This is a genomic window from Janthinobacterium sp. GL_088 (genome assembly GCF_057837845.1).
The window spans coordinates 4,730,380-4,755,668 of the sequence record NZ_CM174453.1; the positions used below are offsets into that span (position 1 = coordinate 4,730,380).

General features: G+C 62.6%; 26 protein-coding genes and 1 riboswitch. Of the genes, 16 read left to right on the top strand and 10 right to left on the bottom strand.

Translation table 11 applies throughout. The features are described from left to right. Positions 1-38 precede the first annotated feature (38 nt). The 8 genes from AC3IQ7_RS21025 (at position 39) to AC3IQ7_RS21060 (ending at position 8,192) form a co-directional block, all read left to right on the top strand. Entirely contained in the window at positions 39-479 is a 441-nt protein-coding gene (locus AC3IQ7_RS21025; protein WP_158301211.1) for a toxin-antitoxin system YwqK family antitoxin, read from the top strand. Between the two features lie 55 nt (positions 480-534). Next, entirely contained in the window at positions 535-2,082 is a 1,548-nt protein-coding gene (locus AC3IQ7_RS21030) for an FAD-dependent oxidoreductase (protein WP_489207238.1), read from the top strand. Between the two features lie 109 nt (positions 2,083-2,191). Next, complete coding sequence (locus AC3IQ7_RS21035) at positions 2,192-2,908, top strand: hypothetical protein (protein ID WP_489207239.1); 717 nt, start codon at positions 2,192-2,194, stop codon at positions 2,906-2,908. A 10-nt stretch (positions 2,909-2,918) separates the two neighbouring features. Continuing rightward, positions 2,919-3,527: an RES family NAD+ phosphorylase gene (locus tag AC3IQ7_RS21040; protein WP_278316495.1), complete on the top strand. Its 609-nt coding sequence runs from the start codon at positions 2,919-2,921 to the stop codon at positions 3,525-3,527. A gap of 138 nt (positions 3,528-3,665) precedes the next feature. Continuing rightward, complete coding sequence (locus AC3IQ7_RS21045; RefSeq protein WP_035820383.1) at positions 3,666-4,022, top strand: ArsC family reductase; 357 nt, start codon at positions 3,666-3,668, stop codon at positions 4,020-4,022. Between the two features lie 40 nt (positions 4,023-4,062). Further along, a complete protein-coding gene (dapE, locus tag AC3IQ7_RS21050) occupies positions 4,063-5,199 on the top strand; it encodes a succinyl-diaminopimelate desuccinylase (protein WP_099378345.1) in 1,137 nt (378 codons plus the stop codon). 56 nt (positions 5,200-5,255) lie between these two features. Continuing rightward, positions 5,256-6,146, top strand: coding sequence for a 50S ribosomal protein L3 N(5)-glutamine methyltransferase (prmB, locus tag AC3IQ7_RS21055; protein ID WP_166448008.1), 891 nt, complete (start codon positions 5,256-5,258; stop codon positions 6,144-6,146). Positions 6,147-6,194: 48 nt separating this feature from the next. After that, the gene (locus AC3IQ7_RS21060; protein WP_489207240.1) at positions 6,195-8,192 is read left to right on the top strand and encodes an ATP-binding cassette domain-containing protein; all 1,998 of its coding nucleotides are present in this window, start codon (positions 6,195-6,197) and stop codon (positions 8,190-8,192) included. Positions 8,193-8,231: 39 nt separating this feature from the next. Here the strand turns inward: AC3IQ7_RS21060 and AC3IQ7_RS21065 are convergent, their stop codons facing one another. Then, the gene (locus tag AC3IQ7_RS21065; protein WP_489207241.1) at positions 8,232-8,714 is read right to left on the bottom strand and encodes a chemotaxis protein CheW; all 483 of its coding nucleotides are present in this window, start codon (positions 8,712-8,714) and stop codon (positions 8,232-8,234) included. A gap of 195 nt (positions 8,715-8,909) precedes the next feature. Here AC3IQ7_RS21065 and arfB point away from each other — a divergent pair, with 195 nt between their 5' ends. Continuing rightward, positions 8,910-9,308, top strand: coding sequence for an alternative ribosome rescue aminoacyl-tRNA hydrolase ArfB (arfB, locus tag AC3IQ7_RS21070; protein ID WP_034749850.1), 399 nt, complete (start codon positions 8,910-8,912; stop codon positions 9,306-9,308). Here arfB and AC3IQ7_RS21075 read toward each other — a convergent pair whose 3' ends face one another. Together AC3IQ7_RS21075 and AC3IQ7_RS21080 are read right to left on the bottom strand one after the other, a co-directional pair. Beyond that, on the bottom strand, positions 9,309-11,168 hold the full coding sequence (locus AC3IQ7_RS21075) for a flagellar assembly protein A (protein ID WP_489207242.1): 1,860 nt from the start codon (positions 11,166-11,168) through the stop codon (positions 9,309-9,311). Between the two features lie 151 nt (positions 11,169-11,319). Further along, positions 11,320-11,709 carry a hypothetical protein gene (locus AC3IQ7_RS21080; protein WP_489207243.1) on the bottom strand — a complete coding sequence of 130 codons (390 nt, stop codon included), beginning with the start codon at positions 11,707-11,709 and terminating at the stop codon, positions 11,320-11,322. A 264-nt stretch (positions 11,710-11,973) separates the two neighbouring features. On the opposite strand from AC3IQ7_RS21080, the gene ompR reads away from it, so the two are divergent. Next, entirely contained in the window at positions 11,974-12,675 is a 702-nt protein-coding gene (gene ompR / locus AC3IQ7_RS21085; protein WP_223278807.1) for an osmolarity response regulator transcription factor OmpR, read from the top strand. Positions 12,676-12,688: 13 nt separating this feature from the next. Further along, a complete protein-coding gene (locus AC3IQ7_RS21090; protein WP_322428297.1) occupies positions 12,689-14,047 on the top strand; it encodes a sensor histidine kinase in 1,359 nt (452 codons plus the stop codon). A 44-nt stretch (positions 14,048-14,091) separates the two neighbouring features. Here AC3IQ7_RS21090 and AC3IQ7_RS21095 read toward each other — a convergent pair whose 3' ends face one another. Both AC3IQ7_RS21095 and AC3IQ7_RS21100 read right to left on the bottom strand, forming a co-directional pair. Further along, complete coding sequence (locus tag AC3IQ7_RS21095) at positions 14,092-14,571, bottom strand: Imm26 family immunity protein (RefSeq protein WP_099378339.1); 480 nt, start codon at positions 14,569-14,571, stop codon at positions 14,092-14,094. A 125-nt stretch (positions 14,572-14,696) separates the two neighbouring features. Continuing rightward, positions 14,697-15,002 carry a ferritin family protein gene (locus AC3IQ7_RS21100; RefSeq protein WP_035827789.1) on the bottom strand — a complete coding sequence of 102 codons (306 nt, stop codon included), beginning with the start codon at positions 15,000-15,002 and terminating at the stop codon, positions 14,697-14,699. Between the two features lie 142 nt (positions 15,003-15,144). Between AC3IQ7_RS21100 and AC3IQ7_RS21105 the strand changes: the two genes are divergently transcribed. Then, complete coding sequence (locus AC3IQ7_RS21105) at positions 15,145-16,302, top strand: iron-containing alcohol dehydrogenase (protein ID WP_322428296.1); 1,158 nt, start codon at positions 15,145-15,147, stop codon at positions 16,300-16,302. Positions 16,303-16,368: 66 nt separating this feature from the next. Next, positions 16,369-16,466, top strand: a riboswitch (TPP riboswitch). An 85-nt stretch (positions 16,467-16,551) separates the two neighbouring features. Beyond that, the gene (locus tag AC3IQ7_RS21110) at positions 16,552-18,717 is read left to right on the top strand and encodes a TonB-dependent siderophore receptor (RefSeq protein ID WP_489207244.1); all 2,166 of its coding nucleotides are present in this window, start codon (positions 16,552-16,554) and stop codon (positions 18,715-18,717) included. On the opposite strand, the gene AC3IQ7_RS21115 is transcribed toward AC3IQ7_RS21110, so the two are convergent. From AC3IQ7_RS21115 to AC3IQ7_RS21125, 3 genes are all read right to left on the bottom strand, one after another. Continuing rightward, a complete protein-coding gene (locus tag AC3IQ7_RS21115) occupies positions 18,714-19,262 on the bottom strand; it encodes an AAA family ATPase (RefSeq protein ID WP_099378336.1) in 549 nt (182 codons plus the stop codon). The two genes, AC3IQ7_RS21110 and AC3IQ7_RS21115, sit on opposite strands and share 4 nt — an antisense overlap. Beyond that, positions 19,262-19,873, bottom strand: a complete 612-nt coding sequence (pnuC, locus tag AC3IQ7_RS21120) for a nicotinamide riboside transporter PnuC (RefSeq protein ID WP_099378335.1) — start codon at positions 19,871-19,873, stop codon at positions 19,262-19,264. The genes AC3IQ7_RS21115 and pnuC overlap by 1 nt, the downstream gene beginning before the upstream one ends. Positions 19,874-19,947: 74 nt before the next feature. Next, on the bottom strand, positions 19,948-20,466 hold the full coding sequence (locus AC3IQ7_RS21125; RefSeq protein WP_489207245.1) for a DUF2867 domain-containing protein: 519 nt from the start codon (positions 20,464-20,466) through the stop codon (positions 19,948-19,950). 67 nt (positions 20,467-20,533) lie between these two features. Here AC3IQ7_RS21125 and AC3IQ7_RS21130 point away from each other — a divergent pair, with 67 nt between their 5' ends. From AC3IQ7_RS21130 to AC3IQ7_RS21140, 3 genes are all read left to right on the top strand, one after another. Continuing rightward, positions 20,534-21,169 carry a TetR/AcrR family transcriptional regulator gene (locus tag AC3IQ7_RS21130; RefSeq protein WP_489207246.1) on the top strand — a complete coding sequence of 212 codons (636 nt, stop codon included), beginning with the start codon at positions 20,534-20,536 and terminating at the stop codon, positions 21,167-21,169. 40 nt (positions 21,170-21,209) lie between these two features. Then, on the top strand, positions 21,210-21,824 hold the full coding sequence (locus AC3IQ7_RS21135; RefSeq protein WP_489207247.1) for a class I SAM-dependent methyltransferase: 615 nt from the start codon (positions 21,210-21,212) through the stop codon (positions 21,822-21,824). Between the two features lie 68 nt (positions 21,825-21,892). Beyond that, positions 21,893-22,402, top strand: coding sequence for a hypothetical protein (locus AC3IQ7_RS21140; protein ID WP_489207248.1), 510 nt, complete (start codon positions 21,893-21,895; stop codon positions 22,400-22,402). A gap of 11 nt (positions 22,403-22,413) precedes the next feature. Here the strand turns inward: AC3IQ7_RS21140 and AC3IQ7_RS21145 are convergent, their stop codons facing one another. Beyond that, the gene (locus AC3IQ7_RS21145; protein WP_489207249.1) at positions 22,414-22,956 is read right to left on the bottom strand and encodes a hypothetical protein; all 543 of its coding nucleotides are present in this window, start codon (positions 22,954-22,956) and stop codon (positions 22,414-22,416) included. Positions 22,957-23,069: 113 nt separating this feature from the next. Continuing rightward, a complete protein-coding gene (locus AC3IQ7_RS21150) occupies positions 23,070-25,226 on the bottom strand; it encodes a S46 family peptidase (RefSeq protein ID WP_489207250.1) in 2,157 nt (718 codons plus the stop codon). Positions 25,227-25,289 lie beyond the last annotated feature (63 nt).

Consider the following 25,289-nt stretch of genomic DNA (forward strand, 5'->3'; position numbering starts at 1 on the left):
TTTGTCCACGCCAGTGCAACACTTGTTGAAGGTAAAGCATGTCCAGAGTCGATTACGAAGCGTTGGAGCCATCAGAGGATTACCTGCTAATGTGCTACGCAGGCATACCGTTTAGCGGCATAGCATTTGAAAACGATACGGATGGCGTATTGATAACAGAAACGAGTTTTATTGATGGCCAGAAAAACGGTATTTCCCGGCAATGGTCGGTTGCGAGCAGACTTATTCGCGAAGAATGGTTTGCCCTGAACGCGTTACATGGCCCGGCGCATGAATGGCACGACAATGGCGCGCGCAAATCCGATGGACGCTATGAACTCGGAATATGCATCCTGGAACAAGTGTGGGACGCGCAGGGCACTCTGCTCAAAGACTATCGGATAGATGAAGACGGTGCGCAATTTGCCACACTGAAAAAACTGCGCAACAGTCAAATTGGCACCATGGCCAGCACCGCACATCTCCCGCACCGCATCTGAATACCATCTTCAATTGTCCCGTTGTCCGCTCCCATCCTGCCCTATACTGGATGGCATGAATACTCCTCCCGTCCTGATCGTCGGCGCCGGTCCTACCGGCCTCATGCTTGCCTTGCGCCTGGCGCGCCATGGCGTCGATTGCCGCATCATCGACAAGAACAGCGGCCCGGGCCAGGCGTCGCGGGCCATGGCCGTGCATGCGCGCACCCTGGAGTTTTACCAGCAACTGGGCTTTGCCGACGAGCTCGTCAGCCTGGGCATCAAGATCAATGCCATGCACATCCACGAGGGCGGCGAGGAGCTGGTGAAACTGGCGCTGGGCGAGATCGGCGAAGGCCTGAGCCCCTATCCTTTCGTGCTGAGCCTGCCCCAGGACGAGCATGAACGCTTCCTGATCAGCAAGCTGGCGGCGGCCGGCGTGCACGTGGAATGGAACGTGGCGCTGGACCTGTGGACGCAGGACGATAGCGAAGTGCAAGCCATCTTGCTCAACCATGGCGAACGACAATATTGCACGTTTAACTATATTTGCGGCTGCGACGGCGCCCGCAGCAAGGTACGCGAAATCGCCGGTTTCGACTTTTCCGGCGGCACCTACGATCACCTGTACTACGTGGCAGACGCGCAAGTGGCCGGCAAGAATACGGATTTGCATGCCCATCTGGGCGCGAACTCGTTTGCGCTGATGTTGCCCGTGCGCACCAGTGGCATGCAGCGCCTGATCGGCATCCTGCCCGACCGCCCCGATGGCGCGCCGGCGCCCGTGTTTGACGACGTGCGCAGCGACGTGGAAACCTTGCTGGGCGTCCAGGTCGAGCACGTGAACTGGTTTTCCACGTATAAAGTGCACCACCGAGTGGCGGCGCAATTTCGCGAACGACGCTGCTTCATCCTCGGCGATGCGGCCCACCTGCACAGCCCCGTGGGCGGCCAGGGCATGAACACGGGCCTGGGCGACGCCGTCAACCTGGCCTGGAAACTGGCGCAAAAGCTGCGCGGACAAAGCAACGACGCCCTGCTCGACACCTATGAAAGCGAGCGCATCGTGTTTGCCCGCAAGCTCGTCGCCACCACCGACCGCGCCTTCCAGGCCATCGTCGCGCAAGGCATGGCCGGGCAATTCCTGCGCCGTTGGCTGGTGCCGCACGCGCTGCCCTTCCTCTCGGGCTTCGCGCGGGCGCGCCGTTTGCTGTTCCAGACCGTGTCGCAAATCCAGATCCATTATGAAGACAGCGCCCTCTCCGCCGGCCATGCGGAATACCTGCGCGGCGGCGACCGCCTGCCGTGGTTTTCCGACGGCACGCAAGACAATTTTACGGCCCTGCGCAGCATGGATTGGCAATTGCACATCTATGGCGAAGCGGCGCCCGAACTGCTGGACGAAGCGCGTGTGCTGAAACTGCCCGTGCACTGCTACACCTATAACGTGGCCGCCAAGCTGGCCGGCCTGGGCCGCGATGCGGCCTACCTGGTTCGCCCCGACGGCCACATTGCGCTGGCCCTGCACCTGCAGGAAAGCGGCGCCCTGCGCGCCCTGGCCTTGCGGCTTGGCCTGCATTTCGGCCCGGCGGAATCGGGCCAGGCGGCGCCACGGCCTGTGTAGGCCAGCCAAGGTTTGTGGCAAATCAAAGTGGGGAATTTAATTTCCTTGCTTTGTTTGCTTTGTTTGACTTCGTGTCCTATGCTGAAACATGCGTTTCAAGGAGACAGCCATGTCGAACACATCGAACACACGCTCCCCTGTCAGCGATGGCGACACCAGCACGATTGATGAGGCCGCCACCGGCAGCGGGCATGCTTCAGCCGCGCCCTCGCTGGCCAGGCAGTTGGCGAATGCACTCGCTCCCAATGCCACGGGCTTGCGTTTTAACATTGCACAAGATACGTTCCAGGAAGCCTATGCATCGCTGCTGGACTCCGTGCCGCGCGACGACCGGCCCGCGCTGCTGGCGCAAATGCGGCGCGACCTCGATATCGTCGCCGAACGCGAGCTGAACCTGGCCTCTGATATCGGCGCGCATGCAGGACACATCAATACCCGGCAATTCATGCGCGGCCTGGAAGAGCAGGAGCGGCAGCAGCGTCAAAAAGACCTGGCCTCGCACAGCTTGCTGTCTGGCCCCGAACTGCGCGCCCGGCTGAAAGTCACGCCGCAGGCGCTCAGTGCGGCACTCAAAGCCAGACGCCTGTTCGCCTTGCGCGGCGCTTCGGGCGAATATGTCTATCCGGCATTTTTCGCCGATCCCCGCCACGACCGCCACATCCTGGAAAAAATCAGCAAAATCCTCGGCGACTTGCCGGGCGCCGCCAAATGGGATTTTTTTATCGCTCCGCGCCTGTCGCTGGGCGGCAAGTCGCCGCTCGAAGCCCTGGCCAAAGGCAAACTCGATGCCGTGATGGCGGCCGCCCGCGCCTACGCTGACGAATAACCGCGCGACCGTGGCAACCTTGCGCCTGCCCCGTCTGCCGCAACTGCCCGCAGCGCTACAGACGGTGCGCTGCGATCCCGCAGCGCTGTACCGTGTCTCCGGCCACGCCACGGGCGAACCGTATTTCGGCAGGGCGAACACCTACCGCTTCGACGATCCCCACCCACAGGCTGCGGCCCGCTTCGGCACCTGCTACCTGGGCACGTCGCTTGCTGTGGCGCTTGCCGAAACCTTGCTGCATGACCGCAAACCCATCCATAACCGCTTCGTGATCGAGCTGGCCGTGATACAGGCACGCTTTGTGATTCGCTTCGCCGGCAAACCGCTTATCGTGGCTGATCTGACTGGTGCCGCCCTCAGGCAACTGGGTGGCCATGCGGGGCTCAGCGGCACGTCGTCGTATCAAACGACCAAGGCCTGGTCGGCCGCCATCCATGCGCATCCGGACGCGGTCGACGGCATGCTCTACATGTCACGCCACAAGAATGATGAAACGGCGCTGGTACTGTTCCACCGCGCCGCGCCCAAGCTCGCGATGAAGTCCGCCACGCCGCTTTCTGTCCATCCGGACTTCGGCCAGGTCGCCACACTGCTTGGCATCCGCAGCGCCTGGCACTGAATCTGCCAGGATCATGCAACCTTGTTGCACCGCCGCATCGACTACGCATCGACTGTATAATGTCGGCTACCATCGCATTTTTCCCTGGCGCAAGCGCCGCGATCAAGCGAACCGCATTCATTCCCCTTTGCCCTACCCATGACGACCATTACACTCTACGGTATCCCCAACTGCGATACCGTCAAAAAGGCCCGCACCTGGCTGGCCGCGCAGCAACTCGATTTCACCTTCCACGACTTCAAGAAGCAGGGCCTGGAACGCGCCACCGTGGAAGCGTGGCTGCAGCAATTGCCGTGGGATGTGCTGGTCAACAAGAAAGGCACGACCTGGCGCGCCCTGTCCGACGAGCGCAAGGCGTCCACCGTCGACGCGGCCAGCGCCCTGGAGCTGATGCTGGAAAACCCGTCCATCATCAAGCGCCCTGTGCTGGACAAGGATGGCCAGTTCAGCGTGGCGTTTTCGGATGCGCAGTACAAGACCATTTTCTCGCTGTAATCCCCTAGTTGACCACGATGTTGCCGGCACGACCATACCCATGACCACCTCCAAAACCCTCGCCCTGACCGAAAAACTGATCGCCCTGTCCTCGGTCACGCCCGACGACAAGGGCTGCCAGCAGCACCTGATCGACCTCCTCACGCCGCTGGGCTTTGTCTGCGAAACGATACAGTCGAACGACGTCACCAATCTGTGGGCGCGCCGCGGCACGACATCGCCCGTGTTCGTCTTTGCCGGCCATACGGACGTGGTGCCCACCGGTCCCGTCGAGCAATGGCGTTCGCTGCCCTTCATTCCCACGCACCGCGACGGCAAGCTGTACGGCCGTGGCGCGGCCGACATGAAAACCTCGATCGCCGCCATGGTGGTCGCCTGCGAGGAATTCATTGCCGCCACGCCCGGGCACACGGGTTCGATCGCCTTTTTGATCACCAGCGACGAAGAAGGCCCGGCCACGGACGGCACCGTCATCGTGTGCGATAAATTGAAAGAGCGCGGCGAGCAGATCGACTATTGCCTGGTGGGCGAGCCGACGTCGAGCGCGCAGCTGGGCGACATGATCAAGAACGGCCGCCGCGGTTCGCTGTCGGGCCGGCTGACGATCAAGGGCGTGCAAGGCCATATCGCCTACCCGCACCTGGCAAAGAATCCGATCCACGAAGCGGCGCAGGCGCTGGCCGACCTGGTCGAGGAAAAATGGGATGCCGGCAACGAGTACTATTTGCCGACCTCGTGGCAAATGTCGAATATCAACGCGGGCACGGGCGCGAATAACGTGATTCCGGGCGACATGGTGATCGATTTCAATTTCCGCTTTTCCACGGCCAGCACGGCGGAAAACCTGCAGGAGCGGGTGCACGCCATCCTCGACAAGCATGATTTGCAATACGCTTTGCAATGGACCCTGAGCGGCCTGCCCTTCCTCACGCCGCGCGGCACCTTGAGCGATGCGCTGTCCGCCGCGATCCTCGAAGAAACGGGTATCGCGACGGAGCTGTCGACCACGGGCGGCACCTCGGATGGCCGGTTTATCGCGCAAATCTGCCCCCAAGTGATAGAATTCGGGCCGCCCAATGCCAGTATTCACAAGATCGACGAGCACATCGAACTGCGCCACATCGATCCCCTGAAGAATATTTACCGGCGCACGCTGGAGCATTTGCTGCCCGTCTGAACCAGAATACCGAGGCCCGTCACGGCGGGCCAGAACACCGTCTTTTCGAGAATGCCATGACCCCGAACCCGTTTTCCACGCCACGCGACCTGCTGCGCTACGCCGTTACCCGTTTCAATACCGCCAAGCTGTTTTTCGGCCACGGCAGCGCCGAAGCGTTCGACGAAGCGGCTTATCTGATCCTGCACACGTTGAAGTTGCCGCTCGACAAGCTCGAACCCTTCCTCGACGCCAAGCTGCTGCCGTCGGAAGTGGCCAGCGTGATGAGCGTCATCGACCGCCGCAGCATCGACCGCGTGCCGGCCGCCTACATCACCAAGGAAGGCTGGCTGGGTACGTATAACTTCTACGTCGACGAGCGCGTGATCGTGCCCCGCTCCTTCATCGCCGAGCTGATCCCTGAATACTTTTCGCCATGGGTGGCGGAACCGGAAGCCGTGGAAAACATCCTGGAACTGTGCACCGGCTCGGGCTGCCTATCCATCATGATGGCCGACGCCTTCCCGAACGCCGCCGTCGATGCCGTGGACATTTCCGCCGACGCGCTGGCCGTGGCCAAGCGCAACGTCGACACGTACAAACTGCAGGACCGCGTCACCCTGATCGAATCAGACCTGTACACGAACGTGCCGGCCAAGAAATATGATTTGATCATCAGCAACCCGCCATACGTGAATTCCGCGTCGATGGGCGCCCTGCCCCAGGAATACCTGGCGGAACCGCAAATCGCCCTCGACGGCGGCAGCGACGGCATGGACCTGGTGCGCAAGATTATCGCCGGCGCGGCCGAACGCCTGACGGACGACGGCATCCTGATGATTGAAATCGGCAACGAACGCGAGTACGCGGAAGCGGCCTTCGGCGAGCTGGGCCTGACCTGGCTGACGACGAGCGCCGGCGACGACATGGTCTTCCTGCTGACGGCCGAGCAGCTCAAGCTGGCGTAAGCGCAGGCTTCAGCACGCAGCGCCTTAATTTACAACACAAAGAAAAAAATGATACGTTTCCTACAAGTAAGCCTGATGCGCGGCATCAAACCGTTGCTCGAACAAGTCGATGTCACCCTCAATCCGGGCGACAAGATCGGCCTGATCGGCGCCAATGGCGCGGGCAAATCGAGCCTGTTCGCCATGATGCGTGGCGAATTGCACCCTGACCAGGGCGAGATCGATTTCCCGGCCAAGTGGCGCGTGGCTTACGTGGCGCAGGAAACGCCGCCGCTGGACCGTGCCGCGCTCGACTACGCGATCGATGGCGACATCACCCTGCGTAAACTCGAAGCGGAACTGGAGCGCCTGGAATCGGAGCCGGCCACGTCGGAAAACGGCATCGCCATCGGCGAAATCTACAGCGCCATGGCCGATGCGGACGCGTACACGGTGCAGTCGCGCGGCGAGCAATTGCTGCTGGGCCTGGGTTTCACCCTGGACCAGATGCAGCAACCGGTGGCCAGTTTCTCCGGCGGCTGGCGCATGCGTCTGAACCTGGCGCAAGCGCTGATGTGCCCGTCCGACCTGCTGCTGCTCGATGAACCGACCAATCACCTGGATCTGGACGCCATCATCTGGCTGGAAGACTGGCTCAAGCGCTACGCCGGCACCTTGCTGATCATTTCCCATGACCGCGACTTCCTCGATGAAGTGGTCAACGTGGTCGTGCATATCGACGAGCGCAAGCTGAAACGCTACTCGGGCAACTATTCGAGCTTCGAACGCCAACGCGCGGCGCAGATGATCCTGGCCGCCGGCGCGCTGGAAAAGCAGCAGCGCAAGCGTGCCCATCTGGAATCGTTCGTCAACCGCTTCAAGGCGCAAGCTTCGAAGGCCCGCCAGGCGCAAAGCCGCATGAAGGCGCTGGCGAAGATGGAAGAACTGGCGCCGTTGCGCGCCGCCGCCGAATTCTCGTTCGAATTCCGCGAGCCGCTGTCGGCTCCAAATCCGCTGCTGGTGATGGAAGACGTCGATGCGGGCTACAAGATCGAGAACGAAGCGACGGGCGAAATCACGCATAAAACCATCGTCAACGGCATCAAGTTTTCGCTGCAGATCGGCCAGCGCATCGGCCTGCTGGGCCAGAACGGCGCCGGCAAGTCGACCCTGATCAAGACCATCGCAGGCGAACTGATGCCGCTGACGGGCGACGCCACCATGGGCAAGGGCCTCAACATCGGCTACTTCGCCCAGCACCAGGTGGAAATGCTGCGCCACGACGAATCGCCGCTGTGGCATCTGGCGAAGATCGCCCCGACCGTGCGCGAGCAGGAACTGCGCAACTTCCTCGGCGGATTCAACTTCCCCGGCAACATGGTCACCGCCTCGATCGCGCCGTTTTCGGGCGGTGAAAAAGCCCGTCTGGCGCTGGCCCTGATCGTCTGGCAGCGTCCTAACCTGCTGCTGCTCGATGAACCGACCAACCATCTGGATCTGGAAACGCGCGAAGCGCTGACGGAAGCGCTGGCCCAGTTCGAAGGCACCTTGGTCGTCGTGTCCCATGATCGCCACTTGCTGCGCGCCACCACCGACGAATTCATCATCGTTGCCGACGGCAAGCTGCAGCCGTTCGACGGCGACCTGGACGACTACAAGGACTGGCTGTTCAAGACCAAGCTGGGCAAGGGCACGGACGTGCTGCCGGCCGCCGGCAAGGCCAACAAGACCGACTTCCCCGTGACGTCTTCCGTCCCTTCGCCGGTAGCCGCCGCCCCTGCCGCGCCCGTGCGCGACAAGCGCCAGGAAGCGGAAGACCGCCAGAAGGCGGCCGCCCTGCGCAAGCCGATCGAAAACAAGATCAAGCGCCAGGAAGAGCAAATCGCCAAGCGCAACGCGCAAAAGGCGGAAACGGAAGCCAAGCTGGGCGAGCCGACCATCTATGACGCCGCCAACAAGGCGAAATTGAAGCAATTGCTGGCCGACCAGACCTTCTTTACCAAGGACCTGGCGCAGCTGGAAGCGGAATGGCTGGATCTGCAGGATCAGCTGGAAAAACTCGGTTAATCAAGCGGCGACACAAGACGACCTTCGGGTCGTCTTTTTTTATGCCGCCTGCATGGGGCTGGGGCTGCGGATAGCCATCAGGCGGTCGATATCGACGAGGATCAATCGGCGCCCCGCCACCGTGCCCAGGCCCAGCAGATAATCGGCTTCCGCCTCGCCCAGACCGGGCACAGCGGCAATGTCGCCGGGCGCCAGGCTGACGATATCGGTGACGCCATCGACCACCATGCCCATCACGCCATTGCTCAGCTGCAAGATGATCACGTCGGTGGCCGGATCGGGCGCGCCGTGGGCGCTGCCGAACGCGGCGCGCATGTCGACGATGGGGATGATCACGCCGCGCGAGACGGCCACGCTGTGCAGCACTTCCCCTTCCGAGGAAAAACGGTCGAGTTCCTTCAGCGGACGCAATTCCCGCACGCAGCGGTAGTCGAGGCCATATTCCAGGCCGCCCAGCCGGAAGCTCAAGTACTGCGTCAGGTATTGCGCGGTTGCTGCGCCAGGCGTGGTCGTGGGCTGCATGGTGTTCCTTTCGTCCGGTAGGCGCTGCCAGGATGCGCAGTGGCGCAATGTTGGCCCCATGCTAACCAGCATCACCGCAGGCGGCGTTGAGAAACATCAACTTTCCCGGAAGACATCGTCGGCTGGCCGCCCGGCATTGCGCCGGCGCAGCCATCTTCCCTTACAATACCCCCATCGTTTCCCCACAGGCAGGCCATGCAACACCTCGTCAATCCCGCTGAAGTTGAATTTTCCGCCATCCGCGCCCAGGGGCCGGGCGGGCAGAACGTCAACAAGGTGTCCAGCGCCATCCATTTGCGCTTTCCCATCGCCGCCTCGTCGCTGCCGGAAGCGTACAAGGAGCGGTTGCTGGCCCTGCGCGACAGCCGCATCAGCAAGGATGGCGTGCTGGTGCTCAAGGCGCAGCAGTCGCGCAGCCAGGAGCAGAACAAGGAAGAAGCGTTGCGGCGCTTGCAGGAAATCATCGACAGCGTGACCTTCCTGCCCGCCGTGCGCCGCGCCACCAAGCCCACGCGCAGCTCGCAGCGGCGCCGCCTCGACAGCAAGAGCACGCACAGCGTGCTCAAGCAATCACGCGGCAAGGTCACGGACTGATTACGGCGGTGGCTGGTAAGTCCAGTCCAGGCTGCCCGTGCTGTCCGCGAACACGGGCTGGGTGGCCGGCGTGGCGCTGCGCAGCAAGGCCTTGATTTCCTTCGGCGGCCGGTCGTAGACCTTGGCCGGTCCGGGCGGCACGACCAGGGCGCGCACCGTCGTCTCGCCATCGATCAGGCCCAGGGTGCAGCGCGACTGGCCCGCCGTTGCCTGCCGTTCCTGGCGCAGCTGCGCCACCAGCGCCAGCATCTGCGCATACAGGATTTCCGACTGTTTCACCTCCACGCGCAGGCGCGCCACCTCTTTCAGGACGGGAGCGATGCGCGCGGCCAGCTTGTCGTACTGCACCTGCTGCGTTGCTTGCAGTTGCAATTCGCCGCGCCGCAGCTGGCCCGCCAGGGTCAGGTAATTGCGCACCTCGGGCAATTGCGCGATGGCATCGATTTCCTGCTGGCGCTTGTGCTGCACTTGCTGGTACTGCGTTGCCTTCGCCAGGCTCTCGGCAATCTTTTGCTCCAGCGCGCTGAGGTCGGGCACGAGGGGAAACAGCAGCATTTCCACCTGCCTGCGGGGGCCGGCGCTGCCGATGCGGATGGTGCGCGCCGCCACGGCGCAGCCTTCGGCCAGTTCGATGACGACCTCGTCGGCGATGATCTCGCAATTGCTGGCGCTGTCGATCACCACGCGCGTGCCGGCAATGACGCAGCTTTCCGCGCGCTTCACGTGCACTTCGCCGCTCAGCGCCTGCAGCACGGAACCGGACGCGACACCCTCGACCCGCACGTCGCCGTGTTCATTGAAGGCCGTGCCGCCCACCAGATTGCGCCGTAGCCATATTAATCCGCCATGCGAGTGCAGATGGCCATACACATCGCCATGGATGGTGATGTCGCTGCCGTCGAGCTGGCGTTGCTCCTGCACTTCGCCGTACTCCTCGTAGGCGGCGCGCAGCTTCAGATTGCCCGTCGTGCGGCTGCTGACACCTTCGCGGCTGACGATCTTGTTTTCGATCGACATCTTGCCGTGCTCATCGACATTCACGTAGCCATCCTGGGTGGCGACGAGGAAAGCGCCATCGCTGAAATACTCGACCGCCGTGCCTGGCCCCGCCACCGTGGCCAGGTCCAGTTCCAGCGGCGCGGGCGGAGGCAGCGCCTTGCCGGCCAGGTCGTAGCCGGGCAAGCCGGGCGTTCCAGGCAGCAGACGCAGCAGGCGCGCATGTTTTTTGACTTGCGGAAAGCGGTTCTTGAAGCTGAGCAAATCCAGGCGGCCATCGGAGCGTTCGCGCGGCGCATCGTCGCGGTGGATGCCTTGCGACACTTCCACCAGCTGGGCGTCGCGCCCCGGCTGCGGCGGCAGCACCCGCGCCACCGTGATGCGCTCGGCCTTGCCGCTGGCGAGCATGGCGCGCACGGCCGTGCCATCGATGCCGTAGTGCACGCCCTTGCACCACAAGTCCGCCACCAGCTCGTCAAACTCGCGGCGCGCCGGCACCTGGCCATCAGTGTCAGCCGGCAAGGTTTCAAAGTAAAACTCGGCGCTGTCGCCACGGATCTTGATTTGTTTATACAGCGCGCGGCGCGGCGGCGGGAATGGCGCCACGCGCACGGCGATGCGCAGCAAGGCGTCGCCCTTGGGCGCGGCGCGGGGTGCGGGGGCATGGAACAGGGTCAGCAGGAACAAACCGTAATCGAGGCCGGCCAGCAACTGGCCCGACTGGAATAGCTGGTCGACGGCGGCGCGCAGTTGCGCCGGCGCCAGCGACAGATCCAGGAACACGCCCTCGTCGCGCTGGACCAGGCCGTGCGGCAAGCCGCCTGCGGGGGCCGCATCCGGAACGGGTGTGTCGTCGTCGCTCACCTCTTGCCTCCCCAAAAACCGAGAATTGCCTCATTGCGTTAGAACAATATCACGGGGCGGGGCCGTGTGCCTGACTGAGCAACAATGTTGGCGGCCAGATGCAAACAGGGCCATGTCTTGCGAGATGGCCCTGTCGGAGGGGGACGGCTGCCTAGCGGCGCGGCGGATTCGAGTAAATGTCCTGGCCCACTTCGTTGATCTGGCGGCGCAGATCGCGCCGTTCGTCGGGCGTCATGCGGCCCGTGCGGCGCGAAGCATCGGCGCCTTCGTTGGCGCGGCGCTGCTCTTCGGCACGCGTGTCGAAACTGCGTGCGTCACGCTGTTCGCGCAGTCGCGTATCATTGCTGCTGGTGCGCTGTACCTGTTCATACCGCTGGGCCTGCATTTGCTGCTGGTCGTCACGGCGTGGCGGCGGCTGGTTTTGCGCTGACGCCAGGCTGGCGGCAAACACGGAGCAAACGGCAAATACGGACAGCACAGTCGTACGTGCGGCAATAGCTGCGCTGGGAGCGGCGTGAATTTTTTTAGTAAAGATATTCATTGAGTTCCTCTTCCGCGATGCCGTATAAACTTAAAGCTGATTTCCACTGTGGCCCCAGTGTATGATGCTTTACACGGTGCAGTAAGAGTAATTGGGTAAAGTTTGTAACACTTTGTAATGGGTCGCCACAGCCCCTTGCCGACGCCGCGCGAGGCGTTACTATAGCAACTAATATAAGATAACACGACACCCTAAATGACCACAACCTCCACTTCCGGCAGCAATACAACAACGCAATCGATCCACGGCCACCAGGCAAAAATCATGGTGGTCGATGACGATGTGCGCCTGCGCGACCTGCTGCGCCGCTACCTGACCGAACAGGGCTTCAATGTCTTCACGGCAGAGAGCGCAACGGCCATGAACAAGCTGTGGCTGCGCGAACGCTACGACCTGCTGGTGCTCGACCTGATGCTGCCGGGCGAAGACGGCCTGTCGATCTGCCGCCGCCTGCGCGGCGCGGGCGACCAGACGCCGATCATCATGCTGACGGCCAAGGGCGAGGACGTGGACCGCATCGTGGGCCTGGAAATGGGTGCCGACGATTACCTGCCGAAACCGTTCAATCCACGCGAGCTGGTGGCCCGCATCGGCGCCGTGCTGCGCCGCAAGGGTCCCGATGAAATCCCGGGCGCGCCGTCGGAAACGCCGCAAACCTTCGAGTTCGGCGACTTCGTGCTGGACCTGGGCACGCGTACCCTGAAAAAGAATGGCGAAACGGTGCCGCTGACGACCGGTGAATTTTCTGTGCTGAAAGTGTTTGCCCGCCATGCGCGCCAGCCGCTGTCACGCGAGAAACTGATGGAACTGGCGCGCGGCCGCGAATACGAAGTGTTCGACCGCAGCCTGGACGTGCAAATTTCGCGCCTGCGTAAACTCATCGAGCCAGATCCGTCGAGCCCGCTGTTCATCCAGACCGTGTGGGGCCTCGGCTACGTCTTCATCCCGGACGGACAGCCGCGCTGATCGCTGGCGAGGCATGATGAAGCTTTTTCCCGATATCAGCCTGGCGCGGCTGAAAAGCGGCTTGTTCTGGCGCACCTTTTTGCTGCTCGGCACCTTGACCACGGTCAGCATGATCGCCTGGTTCAGCATGATTTCCTTCATCCAGCGCGAGCCGCAGGCGCAGCAGATTTCCGCCCAGATCATTTCCGTCGTCACCATCACGCATGCGGCACTGACGCACTCGGCTCCCGAGCTGCGGCGCGAGCTGCTGTTCGACCTTGTCAGCAATGAAGGCATCCGCATCTTTTCGCTGGAAGAGGACGACCGCATCGAGCCACCGCCCGACAACTACCTGATGCCCGACATCGAGGCGCTGGTGAAGGCCAAGCTGGGCAAGGACACGCGCTTTTCCGCGCGCGTCAACGGCGTGGCCGGCTTCTGGGTCAGCTTCAAGATCGACGACGACGAGTACTGGCTGATGCTGGACCGCGAGCGCCTGCGCGGCCTGACGGGCTTCCAGTGGCTGGGCTGGGCCAGCCTGGTGTCCCTGCTGTCCCTGCTGGGCGCGGCCATCATTTCCAGCCTGATCAATCTGCCGCTGTCGCGTCTGACGGCGGCCGCGCGCGACATCGCCAAGGGCAAGCAGCCGGCACCGCTGCCGGAAAAGGGCCCGATCGAAATCATCGAGGCGAACCGCAGTTTCAACCAGATGGTCGATGATCTGAAACAGGTGGAATCGGACCGCGCCGTGATTTTGGCCGGTATCTCGCACGACTTGCGCACGCCGCTGGCGCGCATGCAGCTGGAAGTGGAAATGGCGAACCTGTCGGACGAGGCGCGTGAAGGCATCCAGTCCGACATCGGGCAAATGGACGCCATCATCGGCCAGTTCCTCGACTATGCCAAGCCGACGGAAGCGTCGAGCTTTACGGACGTCGACCTCAGTGGCTTGCTGACTGACATGACGCGCGAAGCGATGCGCCTGCCGGACGTGAAGATCAACGCCAGCATCGCCGACGGCGCGCATGCGATGGGCAACCCCACCGACCTGCGCCGCGTGCTGAACAACCTGATCGAAAATGCGCGCCGCTATGGCAAGACGCCGGGCAGCGACGTGACGGAAATCGACATCGCCTGCCAGGTGCGCACCAGCCACGGCGCGAAAAAGGTGATCATCGAGGTACAGGACCATGGCACGGGCGTGCCGGCAGAAAAGATCGAGCAACTGATGAAGCCGTTCACCCGCCTCGACACGGCGCGCGGGCAGGCAAACGGCGCCGGCCTGGGCCTGGCCATCGTCGACCGCGTGCTGCTGCGCCATGGCGCCGAATTGCAAGTGCGCAACCGCGAAGGCGGCGGCCTGGCATTCCAGATCAGCTTGCCGGCGGCGTGACTTGACATGCCGGGGTCAGTCCCGTCGGGACTGGCCCCGTGTCATCAGGCCGACGCCTGCTCCTGCGCCAGCAATTTATTCATCAGCAATTCCGTCGCCCCGTAGCCGTACAGGGAATCGCTTTCCATGCCCGGCGTATCGAAGGGGATCGATTCTTCACGGTTCAGCTTGGCAGGGTCGGCGTCCGCATAGCTGGCGCGCCAGGCGCGCTGCAGGGATTCGTTGCGGCGGATAAAGGCCGGCATGGGCCAGGCGTCGCGCTCCCAGTGGAGGCTATCACCCAGCAGGGGCCAGCGCTCGTTGAGCAGGGCCATGTCGCCCGTGCGCAGGCGGCGCACGGCCTGTTCCGGGCGCAAGCCTTCCAGCTCATCGAGCGTGGGCAGGCTGTCGCGCTTCGGCCCGAACATATACGCCAGCATGATGCGCCCGGCAGGCGCCCTGCGCGCCACCACGCCGACGGCATAGCCGCCGCCCGGCAAGGGCACGGCAAACCAGCTGCCTTCTCGGTATGGTAATGATTTCATTTCTTAAAGCCCCCTGGAATACACCGGACAGCCGCTGCTATCCGACGTTCAATTTAATTAGGGGCACAGTCTACGCGAAGCAAAGCGAAAGTGGCGCATGGTACGCCACAGCAACAAACCAATAGTTACAATATTTTCTCGTCATAGTGATACTGGGCAACTATCGGCCCCGCCTTGAACAGCGCTTCCTTCATGGCCGTGTCCAGGCGCGCATCGCGGCGGCGCATCCATTCGAGCAGCATGGCCGCTTCCTTGCGGCTGGTGTCGCCCGCATGCGCCAGCACGCGGCGCAGTTCCGGGTCCGTGCACGCCTCGAAGCGCTGACTGTTCAGGTCCAGCGCCTGCAGTGCGGCGATGGTGGCGCCGATGGCGCGGTGCATGTCGAGCGCGGTGGCCGGCAAGCCGGATTCTTCCAGTGGGACGTTGGTCATGCGCATTCCTTTTCGCGTGGTGGTGACATCGGCTGCATTCTCCACCGCGCGGACGAAAAGCTCAAGCGTCCACGACACGTTTCCACCTGTTCGGCCATAATCATGGCTCAGCAACAGCATAAACCCCAGCGGCAGGAGCCCCATGTTCAATTTCGACTTTTACAATCCGACGCAAATCCTTTTCGGCCAGGGCCAGATCGCCGCCATCGCCAGCCTGATCCCGCCGCAGGCGCGGGTCCTGATGACCTACGGCGGCGGCAGCATCAAGCAGAACGGCGTCTACGATGAAGTCAAGGCGGCGCTGGCCGGCCATACGGTGCTGGAATTTGCCGGCATCGAACCCAATCCCAGCTATGAAACCCTGATGCAGGCCGTGGCCATGGTGAAAAGCGAGCGCATCGATTTCCTGCTGGCCGTCGGCGGCGGTTCCGTGGTCGATGGCACCAAGTTCATCGCCGCGGCCGCCCTGCACGAAGGCGTGGCGTGGGACATCCTGGCGAAAGGCGGCAAGATCGTCGAGGCCGCCCTGCCCTTCGGCACCGTATTGACCTTGCCGGCCACGGGTTCCGAAATGAATGGTTCGGCCGTGATCACGCGCAAGGCCACGCAGGAAAAGCGCTCGTTCATGAGCCGCAAGGTATATCCTAAATTCTCCGTGCTGGACCCGTCGAAAACGTTCACCTTGCCGCTGCGCCAGGTGGGCAATGGCGTCGTCGATGCGTTTGCGCATGTGATGGAACAGTATCTGACCTACCCTGTGAACGCATCCGTGCAGGACCGCTTCGCCGAAGGCATTCTGTTGACCCTGATCGAGGAAGGCCCGAAGGCGCTGTCGCACCCGGACGACTACGACGTGCGCGCCAACGTGATGTGGAGCGCCACCCTGGCCTTGAACGGCCTGATCGGCGTGGGCGTGCCACAGGACTGGTCCACGCACGCCATCGGCCACGAATTGACGGCCTTGTACGAGCTTGACCATGCACAGACCCTGGCCATCATCCTGCCCAGCATGTTGCGCGTGCGCAAGCAGGCCAAGCGCGCCAAGCTGCTGCAGTACGCGGCCCGCGTCTGGGGCCTCGACGGCGGCGACGAGGATGGCCGCATCGAGGCGGCCATTGCGCGCACGGAATTCTTCTTCCGCCACATGGGCGTCAAGACGCGCCTGGCCGACTATGGCCTGAATCACGCCAGCGTGGACGCCGTCGTCTCCGCCCTCGAAGCGCACGGCATGACGGCGCTGGGCGAACAGCGTGAAGTGACGCCGACCGTCAGCCGCAAGGTGCTGGAACTCAGTTTATAGATTCCAGCCACACTGTTGTAAAACGGTCAGCCAGCGGGACAGCTGGCCGTGGTTCATGCTAAGCTGTCATTTCGCTAGGGGTCCTGGAGCAGTCATCCGGGTGAGAGATACCCTTCGTACCTGATCTGGATAATGCCAGCGAAGGAAAGCGCAAAGTACCTCCCTCCTTTGATAGCTCCTGCGTTGGCGCCAGCCGAACAAGCAGCCTGCCGTGCTCTTTACCGAGTCGGCTTGAACCACGAGCAATCTATGTCCACACCGAATTTATCTGTTTCTGTACTGACCCTGGCGATCCTGCACGCGTTTGCCGCACCCGCCCTGGCCGCAAATGACACCGCCGAAGCCGTAGACCCGCAGGCCCAAAGCATGGCCGAAGTCGTCGTCACGGCCAGCAAGGCGCCAGCCGCCAAGCGCGCCTCCGTGGGCGGTTTTTCCGACGCGCCGCTGCTGCAGACGCCGGCGTCCGTCACCGTCATTTCGCAAAAAGACATGCAGGACTTGCAGATCCGCAATCTCAGCGATGCCGTCAAGCTCGACACCAGCATCAATGACGCCTACAACGCCGTCGGCTATGCGGAACAATTTTCCATCCGCGGCTTCAAGCTCGACAACAATTCCAGCTACCGCAAGGATGGCGTGGCCATTCCCGGCGACACGCAAATTCCGCTGGAAAACAAGGAACGCATCGAAGTATTGAAAGGCCTGGCCGGCTTGCAGGCAGGCGTGGCCGCGCCGGGCGGCGTGATCGACTTCATCGTCAAGCGCCCGACCGCCGCGCCATTGCGCACCGTCACTGTGGAAGCGCGCGAGCGGGGCACCCTGTATGGCGCCATCGACCTGGGCGGCCGCCTGGAAGACACGCGTTTCGGCTACCGCGTCAACGTGGCGGCCGAGCGCCTGCGCTCCTACATCAAGGGTGCCGACGGCAACCGCAAATTCATTTCCGGCGCCTTCGACTGGCAGATTTCGCCGCAGGCCCTGCTGCAACTCGATGCCGACTACCAGGACAAGGCGCAGGCGACGGCGCCCGGCTTCCAGCTGCTGAACAATACAACTTTGCCAACCGGCATCAGCGCCGATGCCATGCTCAACCTGCAGCCATGGACGCGCCCCGTGGAAACCGTCACCAGCAATATCGGCCTGCGCTTCCAGTACGCCTTCAATGACGACTGGCACGCCACCCTGTCGGCCAACCAGCACTCGTTCAAGCGCGACGACTACACGGCCTTCCCATACGGCTGCAGCGCACAAGACCTGTACCCGGGCTTCTGCGGCAATGGCGACTACGACGTGTATGACTACCGCAGCCTGGGCGAGACGAAAAAGCCGCTGAGCGCGCAAGCCATGATCCAGGGCAAATTCGCCACCGGCTCGCTGCGCCATGAATTCACGGCCGGCGTCTCAACCTTCCGCCGCAAGGACCGCGCCGGCCTGTACGTGTACGACTGGGCTGGCGTGAGCAATATCTACCGCCCGCAGATCGTCGACATGTCGACAGGCGTGCAAGGCCCCGTGCGCCTGGTGCGCAAGGATACGGAAAACTCCGTCTTCGTGCAGGATATCGTCAGCCTGGCGCCAAATTGGAAGCTGCATGGCGGCTTGCGCCATATCAATGTCGATGGCTACCAGTATGTGCTGAAGGCCGACACGGAAATCCGCGCCAAGCACGATTTCCTGCTGCCCAACGTTTCGCTCGTCTACACCCCGCTTGACAATCTGTCCGTGTATGCGGCCTATTCGCAGGGCATGGAACATGGCGGCACGGCCGACCGCAAGGCGGAGAACGCCAACGTGGAGTTGTCGCCCAGCCGTTCGAAGCAAATCGAACTCGGCGTGAAAATGGATGTGACGCCGGACTTCATGGTGGCGGCCAGCCTGTTCCAGATCCGCAAGGGCCTGGAATTCAACCAGCCGCTGGAATTGCAGCCAAAAAAATATAACTTCGTGCGCGAAGGCCAGGCCCAGCACCGTGGCCTGGAATTGTCGGCCCAGGGCAAGGCATCGTCCAACCTGAGCCTGGGCGCTTCCGTGACGGCCCTGAACAGCCAGCAGTCAGGCACGGGCAATGCGGACCTCGACGGCAAGCGCGTGCCCAACGTGCCGGCCTTCAAGGCGGCCGTGCATGCGGACTACGCCGTGCAACAGGTGGCGGGCTTGAGCGTGAATGGCAGCTGGGAATTTGCGGGCAAGAAAGCGTTTGAGTACAACAACACGACCTTCGTGCCGTCGTACAACGTGTTCAACCTGGGCGCCGCCTGGGCCACGCGCATCGCCGGCACGCGCGCCGTGCTGCGCGCCAGCGTCAACAACGTGGCCGACAAGTTCTACTGGCGCGACGTGACGCCGGAATCGGATGGCTATCTGTATCCGGGCGCCAGCCGCACGTTCAAGGTTTCGGCGCAGTTTGACTTTTAATTGAGGGAAATAGCAGGCGCTGCAGCGAGCGCCTGTTGCAGCAAAGGCGCCGCCTGTGCCAGGCGCGCCTCCAGGCTGTCGTGCAGCACGTGGTAGGCGATGCCGCGCGCGTCGAGCTCATCAAGCAGGTAGCGGTAGATCAGCTGGCGCACGGCTTCCGACTCGCGCTGCAAGCCGTCGGCCACCCACGGGCTGTCGGGCGCCGTCACCAGGGTCAGATCGTAGCGCGTGGCATCGGCCAGCGCCGCCAGCGGCGCATCGGCGCCATGGAAATAATGGCGGCTGTAGACTACCGTCATCAACGGCGTCGTGTCGCAAAACAGGAAATTATGCGCTTGCGCAGTGGCTGCCGCTTCGCGTTCGACTTGCGTTCGCGCAATACCAAACTGGTCAGCCGCGACGGGCACCCTGCCCTGCGTCTCGACAAATTCGCGCAAATACTCGGGCACCCAGACGCTGCCGTAGCGTTCGGCCAGGGCGGCCGCCAGGGTCGACTTGCCCGACGATTCCGCGCCCAGGATGGCCACGCGCACGCAGTGCCCCATCACTTGAGGACCATCGCGCCGGGGGCGGCCGGGGCCGATTTTTTCCACGCCAGCAAGCCGATGATGGCCATCACGACGAAGAAGGCGTACAGCACGGCCGTCAGGGTCAGGCCCTTGTGCACATACAGCCACACGTACAGCACGTCGACGATGATCCAGGCGATCCAGTTTTCCAGCTTCTTGCGCGACAACAGGAATTGTCCCACCAGGCTTCCTGCCGTAAGGAAACCATCCGCATGCGGCACGTCCGTGTCCGTCGTCGTCAGCAGCCAGGCGATCAGCAGGAAGCCGACCAGCCAGCCCATGCCGCAGGCCAGCCAGCCCCGTCCGTTCAGGCGCGTCACGGGCAGGACCTTGCCGCCGCTGGCCGGATGCAGCCACTGGTACCAGCCCCAGAACGAGACGCTGATGAACAGCAGTTGCAAGGCCATGTCGCCATACAGGCGCGACTCGAAAAACACGAAACCGTAGGCGGCCGAGGAAATGATGGCGAACAGCCACGCCCAGTGATTCTGGCGGATGTTCAGCGCAACGGTTGTCAATGCCAGGACAAAGGAAATCAGTTCAAGCGGCGTGGTGGCAAAACCCAGCAGGAGAAGCGTATCGTTCATGGGAATCGTGATGAGGCTGGTGGTGCAGTATGCAATATCAGCCCTGAATAAGCAAGATTGCCTGCTCAGTGCGCTTAGGCGAAGCCGCCCTTGACGGCGCGCGCCAGCGAGCGCTGCACGATCAGCTTGTGGAAAGGCCGGATCACCAGAATGTAGGCGCGCCCCACCCCATTATGGCAATGCACGACGCTGGACATGGTGACGCTGCCATGCGGCCCCGCATCGCGGTTGCGCAGCACCGACAGGCGGAAATCCAGGTGGCTGTCATCCTCGCCCACGATGATTTCATCGTCGCTGACGGCAAAGATGCGGAAGATGCCGATGCGCTTGCCTGGCCGGGCTTCCATCTGCCTGGCCGTGCGGATGCCGAAGCGCGCCACGATGGCGTCGCGCACCACCATCAGCTTGCGCGCCCAACCCGGCTGGCTGCCCAGCAGCACGCGCGCCATGCTTTCCATGTCCATCTGGCGCGCCTGCGCGGTCGGCAGGTCGACGGCATACGCGTCGGCCAGGTTGCTGCCCGGGTACAAGGGGGCGATGCTGGCGCCGGGCGGCAAGGCCACGGCGCGTACAGTGTTGTTCATCTCTTGCATGTGCTCTCCATGTGTTCAGTGATAACATGAGCATCATACACGACAATGTGAACAGCGATAACATAGAATGACAAGCCCAAGTACTTACCATCACGGCAACCTGCGCGACACCCTGGTCGCCGCCACCATCGCGCAACTGGCGCAGCAGCACGACGCCACCCTATCGCTGCGCGAACTGGCGCGCACGGTGGGCGTGTCGATCGCCGCCGTGTACCGCCACTTTCCCAGCAAGGAAGCCTTGCTGGCCGACGTGGCGGCGGCCGGTTTCGCCAGCCTGATCGCCAAGTGGGAGGCAGAACTGCCGCCGCCGGGCAGCCTGCCCTCCGAACAGCGTTTCCAGCTGCTGGGCCAGCAATATATCGAATTCGCCCTGGCCGCACCGGCCCACTACCGGCTGATGTTCGAACACCAGGACGTGCGCCAGTTCCCCGCCCTGCTGGAAGCGGCGCAGGCGTGCTTCCAGTACGTGCTGCAGACGGCCGGCGCCGCCGTGCGCGAAGCGGGCCTCGATGCGCGCTGGGACAAGGCCGCCGCCAGCGCCGGCTGGTCGCTGGGCCACGGCTACGTGATGCTGCTGTTGAGCGGCCGCCTGGCCATGGCGGACGGCGGCGACGACCTATCGCCCGCGATGGTGCCGCGCTTTTTCCAGTTGCCGGTGGAGGCACTGCGGCAAGCGCATCAGCAAGCGGGAGAACAGCAGTGACGACCATCGCCAGATGCGCCGGCTGACCATGCAAAATCCCATGGAACCATCCACCGTTCCGGGCACCGAGGGCTATGCAGAAAATGCAGGGCAGCTCATCGCCCGATACGAAAGCGTTGCCTTCCTGGAGAAGTACCGCCCCGTTGTTCATCTCTTGCCGACGCGAGCAAGCAGTGTGCTCGACATCGGCGCCGGGACAGGCGGCGACGCGGCGTGCCTGGCAAGCCTGGGGCACACAGTGATCGCGCTTGAGCCTGTTGCCGCCTTCCGCGAAGCAGGCATGAAGGCGCATGCCCCGGCCAACATCGAATGGGTGAACGATAGTCTGCCCGCCCTGTCTGCGATAGGCGCGCGCCAAACCGGGTATGACCTGATTGTCGTTGCGGCCGTCTGGATGCATCTGGCAGCGGAAGAAAGAATGGAGGCGATGGGCAATATCAGCACATTACTCAAGCCCGGCGCAATGCTCGTCATCTCCCTGAGGCATGGACCAGCCCCTGAAGGCCGTCGCATCTTTGATGTATCTGCCAATGAAACGGCAGAGCTCGCGATGCGACATCAGCTCAAAGTGATGCTGAATACGCCGGCGCCGTCCGTTCAGCCGCAAAATCGCCAGGCGGGAGTGAGCTGGTCCTGGCTTGTTTTTGAGAAATGATTCAAGCTGAAGCAGCATGCGCCAGGGAGTTGGCACGGCGCGCAGTCAGCCAAAGCTAGCCATTATTTTTGAAACGTCATCAATTTATGCACAATATATCGATAGCCACGCTCTCCGTGATTGCCAGGCAATGCATTGCGCTCACGTGCCTGCAACGCTTTTGCCAGCAGCATGCCCTTCACCATCCGGCCCTGTCCGCATTCACCGAACACGTGTGGAAAGTGGCGCAGGTCGCGCCTGGGGATTTTGCAGCCTGGGAACGCGGCTTTGCTTCCCTGGCTGTGAACGGCATGGGCGATCCCTGGCCGGACGACCTCCGCATGGCATTGCCGGGCCACCTGCTCGGCACACTGGAGGAACTTGTTCAGCATGTGCTGGAAACGAGCGCCTGTAGCTGGTATGGCGATGACCTTCCGGCCAGCCAGCTGCAGCTGGAAGCCGTCCTTGATATCTGTGCCAGGCATGACGTGGCCGTGCCGCAGCTTGCGCACTATGCACAGCACGATGCGGCGCTGCGCGGCGGCTGGGGGCCGGTGCTCACGGATGCGGAAGTCAGGGCCTGGAAAGCCCTGATATAGCAGTCAGCCCGTCATGCATGGCTGCTCAATGCCGCCAGCCGCACCTGGTCGAGCAGCCGCTCCTCTTCATCCGTATCGGCATCGACTTGCGTGACCACGGTCCAGAATCGCGCACAGGTCTTGATTTGCTCGAAAGCATGGCTCGTTTCAAGCCGCACCATCGTTTTCCTCAGGCTGTGCAGATAGCCCTCTTCGATGGCGTCGAGCTGCTCGTCCCCGGCAGCGTCGAACAGCTCGCTCAGCGCAGCTTCGATGCTGGCATGGCCCTCTTCCCACAGCTGGCCGATTGCCGGCACGTCGACTTCCATGCACTCGTTCGACCAGTCCGGAGGGTAAGCATCGTGTTCCTTGTTGTCGGGATCGGTGTCAAAGCTCAGCGAAAGGGACGGGAATGAAACGGCGTTGAAGGCAAAGGCTGAAAATGCCTGACCCTTGAATGGGGAGGTACCCAGCACTACCAGCGATGCGCTGGCTAGCTTGAACCAGGTTTCTTCGACAGCGTATGCCGTTTCAAACGTTTGCCAGTCAAGTGGTGAAGCGGGAGTCAGGGGCATGGCGGGCCTGTCGGAAAAGAATAAAGAGGGATAGGAATTATACGTGGCGCCGCCGCAAAAAAGCCGCATCGGCCGTGCGGCGGATGCGGCTTTGCGCTAGCGCAAATTCAAGCTTACTTCTTCGCAGCTTTCGCTGGCTTCGGATACTTGATCGTCATTTCCTGCAGCAAATTATCCGCGTGGTCCACTTCCTTCATCACCCACAGCATGTAGCGGATGTCGAGGTGGATGGCGCGCGTGATGGCTGTGTCGAAGTACCAGTCCTTGGTGATCGATTCATACGTCGAATCGAAGTTCAGGCCGATCAGTTCGCCACGCTTGTTCATCACGGCCGAGCCGGAATTGCCGCCCGTGGTGTCGGCGCTGGTGAGGAAGTTGACGGGTACCGTGCCCAGGGCCGAATCGCGGAACTGGCCGTAGCGTTTTTGCTTGACGGCGTCGAGCAGCGCTTGCGGGGCTTCGAACGGGGCCTTGCCCGTGACTTTCTCGACGATGCCTTCCACGGTCGTGAACGGTCCCTTGCTGAGACCGTCGCGCGGCGAGTACGGCGAGACCGTGCCGTAGGTGACGCGCAGGGTCGAGTTGGCGTCAGGATAGACGGGCTTGCCTTGCGATTTCTTCCACGCGATCACGGCTTGCATGTATTGCGGAATCACGCGTTCGAGGTTGCCGTCGATTTCCTTGCGGCGCTCTTCCAGCGCCGCCTCGACCGGCTGCAGCTTGATGGCCAGCGCCATGAAGGCGTCGTCGGACTGGGCAACGGCAGCCTGGTCCTTTTCCAGCCAGGCCAGGCGCTTGGCCGTATCAGCCAGCTGCGTCTGCTGGTACAGGGCCGCCACGGCCGCTGGCGCCGGCAGCAGCGCGTCCAGGCCTTGCGGATGGCTCTTCGCCGCCAGTTGCGCGTAACGCTTCAGGCCAGCCTCAAAACGTGCCTGGTCGACCTTGTTGACGTACGACTGTTCCAGACGGGTCAGGCGGGCCTTGATGAAGGCCAGGTCGCGCTGCTGGAAGCCCGATTCGCGCTCGGCATCCGCTTTCTGGCGCTCCAGCGACAAACGGTAGAGGGTGCGCGCGCTTTTCAGCAAGTCGCTGTTGGTGGCCACGCTCCAGGCGAACTCTTCTTCGCTCAAGGCCATGTCGCTGGCGATCGCCGCGTCCAGTTCGGCCAGCAGGGTAGTCGACACGTTCGGCTGTTTCGCGTACCAGGCGCGGAACTCGGCATCCTGCACATCCTTGATGGCGGCGATATCCTTGCGCGCGAAACCGTCGAGCAAGCCCTGGGTTTTCTTCAGCACGTTGTTGATGCTTTTCACCACGCTCGCATAGCGCACGGCAGCGGCAGCGTCGCCATTCGTCGCGTCAGCCATCACGGCCAGGTCCGCTTGCAGTTCCGACACTTTCAGGGGGAAGGCCGTATCGCGCGCGAAACGGATTTCCGCCGGCAGCTTGTAGCGGCTGGTACGGCCGGGGTAGCCCGCCAGCAAGATGCCGTCACCGGCTTTCAAGCCTTCGGCCGAGACCACCAGGAAATCCTTCGATTTGTACGGCACGTTGTCGGGCGACGGGTCGGCCGGACGGCCATCCTTGCCCACGTAGGCGCGCAGGAACGAGTAATCGCCTGTATGGCGCGGCCATTCGTAGTTGTCGATGTCGCCGCCGAAGTTGCCGATCTTGTCCGATGGCGCGTACACGAGGCGCACGTCGCGTATCATCATCTGGCGGATGCGGTAGTACTCGAGGCCGCGGTGGAAGGCGGGCACGGAGCAGCGGTACATCTTGTCCGTTTCGCATTCGGCGATCAGGTCCTTGACGCGCTTTTCCACGGCTTCGTGGCGCGCGCGGCCGCTCATGTCGTCCGTCAATCCTTTCAGCACGCGCTCGCTGACGTTTTCCACTTTGTCCGTCACATACACGAGGCTGTTCGGACCGCCCGGCAGCTCTGCGGCGCGCGTCTTGGCCAGGAAGCCGTTGGTGATGTAATTGTGTTCCGGCGTGGAATTGCGCTGCACGGCGCCATACGCGCAATGGTGGTTCGTCACCACCAGGCCGGCGTCGGAAACGAAAGCGGCCGAGCAGCCGCCCAGCGACACGATGGCGCTCATCGGGTGCTTGCTCAGATCTGCCAGTTTTTCTGCAGGAATTTCGATGCCGACCCGTTTCAGTTCGGCTTTCAGCTGTGGCAGCTGGTGTGGTTGCCACTGCCCTTCGTCGGCGTGTGCGCCGGCGAACGCGCCCATCAAGGCGACTGGTAAAACGATTGTCTTGAACAAGATTTGCTCCTCCATAAAAAGCAGGCGAAAGTATAGCCTGTCCAGCCGGCATGAGTCGGCAAA

Bases quoted from the DNA above. Each gene is read 5' to 3' on its own strand.
- AC3IQ7_RS21025 (WP_158301211.1), top strand. From the start codon at position 39: ATGTCCAGAGTCGATTACGAAGCGTTGGAGCCATCAGAGGATTACCTG.
- AC3IQ7_RS21030 (WP_489207238.1), top strand. From the start codon at position 535: ATGAATACTCCTCCCGTCCTGATCGTCGGCGCCGGTCCTACCGGCCTC.
- AC3IQ7_RS21035 (WP_489207239.1), top strand. From the start codon at position 2,192: ATGTCGAACACATCGAACACACGCTCCCCTGTCAGCGATGGCGACACC.
- AC3IQ7_RS21045 (WP_035820383.1), top strand. From the start codon at position 3,666: ATGACGACCATTACACTCTACGGTATCCCCAACTGCGATACCGTCAAA.
- dapE (WP_099378345.1), top strand. From the start codon at position 4,063: ATGACCACCTCCAAAACCCTCGCCCTGACCGAAAAACTGATCGCCCTG.
- prmB (WP_166448008.1), top strand. From the start codon at position 5,256: ATGACCCCGAACCCGTTTTCCACGCCACGCGACCTGCTGCGCTACGCC.
- AC3IQ7_RS21060 (WP_489207240.1), top strand. From the start codon at position 6,195: ATGATACGTTTCCTACAAGTAAGCCTGATGCGCGGCATCAAACCGTTG.
- AC3IQ7_RS21065 (WP_489207241.1), bottom strand. From the start codon at position 8,714: ATGCAGCCCACGACCACGCCTGGCGCAGCAACCGCGCAATACCTGACG.
- arfB (WP_034749850.1), top strand. From the start codon at position 8,910: ATGCAACACCTCGTCAATCCCGCTGAAGTTGAATTTTCCGCCATCCGC.
- AC3IQ7_RS21080 (WP_489207243.1), bottom strand. From the start codon at position 11,709: ATGAATATCTTTACTAAAAAAATTCACGCCGCTCCCAGCGCAGCTATT.
- ompR (WP_223278807.1), top strand. From the start codon at position 11,974: ATGGTGGTCGATGACGATGTGCGCCTGCGCGACCTGCTGCGCCGCTAC.
- AC3IQ7_RS21090 (WP_322428297.1), top strand. From the start codon at position 12,689: ATGATGAAGCTTTTTCCCGATATCAGCCTGGCGCGGCTGAAAAGCGGC.
- AC3IQ7_RS21095 (WP_099378339.1), bottom strand. From the start codon at position 14,571: ATGAAATCATTACCATACCGAGAAGGCAGCTGGTTTGCCGTGCCCTTG.
- AC3IQ7_RS21100 (WP_035827789.1), bottom strand. From the start codon at position 15,002: ATGACCAACGTCCCACTGGAAGAATCCGGCTTGCCGGCCACCGCGCTC.
- AC3IQ7_RS21105 (WP_322428296.1), top strand. From the start codon at position 15,145: ATGTTCAATTTCGACTTTTACAATCCGACGCAAATCCTTTTCGGCCAG.
- AC3IQ7_RS21110 (WP_489207244.1), top strand. From the start codon at position 16,552: ATGTCCACACCGAATTTATCTGTTTCTGTACTGACCCTGGCGATCCTG.
- AC3IQ7_RS21115 (WP_099378336.1), bottom strand. From the start codon at position 19,262: ATGGGGCACTGCGTGCGCGTGGCCATCCTGGGCGCGGAATCGTCGGGC.
- pnuC (WP_099378335.1), bottom strand. From the start codon at position 19,873: ATGAACGATACGCTTCTCCTGCTGGGTTTTGCCACCACGCCGCTTGAA.
- AC3IQ7_RS21125 (WP_489207245.1), bottom strand. From the start codon at position 20,466: ATGCAAGAGATGAACAACACTGTACGCGCCGTGGCCTTGCCGCCCGGC.
- AC3IQ7_RS21130 (WP_489207246.1), top strand. From the start codon at position 20,534: ATGACAAGCCCAAGTACTTACCATCACGGCAACCTGCGCGACACCCTG.
- AC3IQ7_RS21135 (WP_489207247.1), top strand. From the start codon at position 21,210: ATGGAACCATCCACCGTTCCGGGCACCGAGGGCTATGCAGAAAATGCA.
- AC3IQ7_RS21145 (WP_489207249.1), bottom strand. From the start codon at position 22,956: ATGCCCCTGACTCCCGCTTCACCACTTGACTGGCAAACGTTTGAAACG.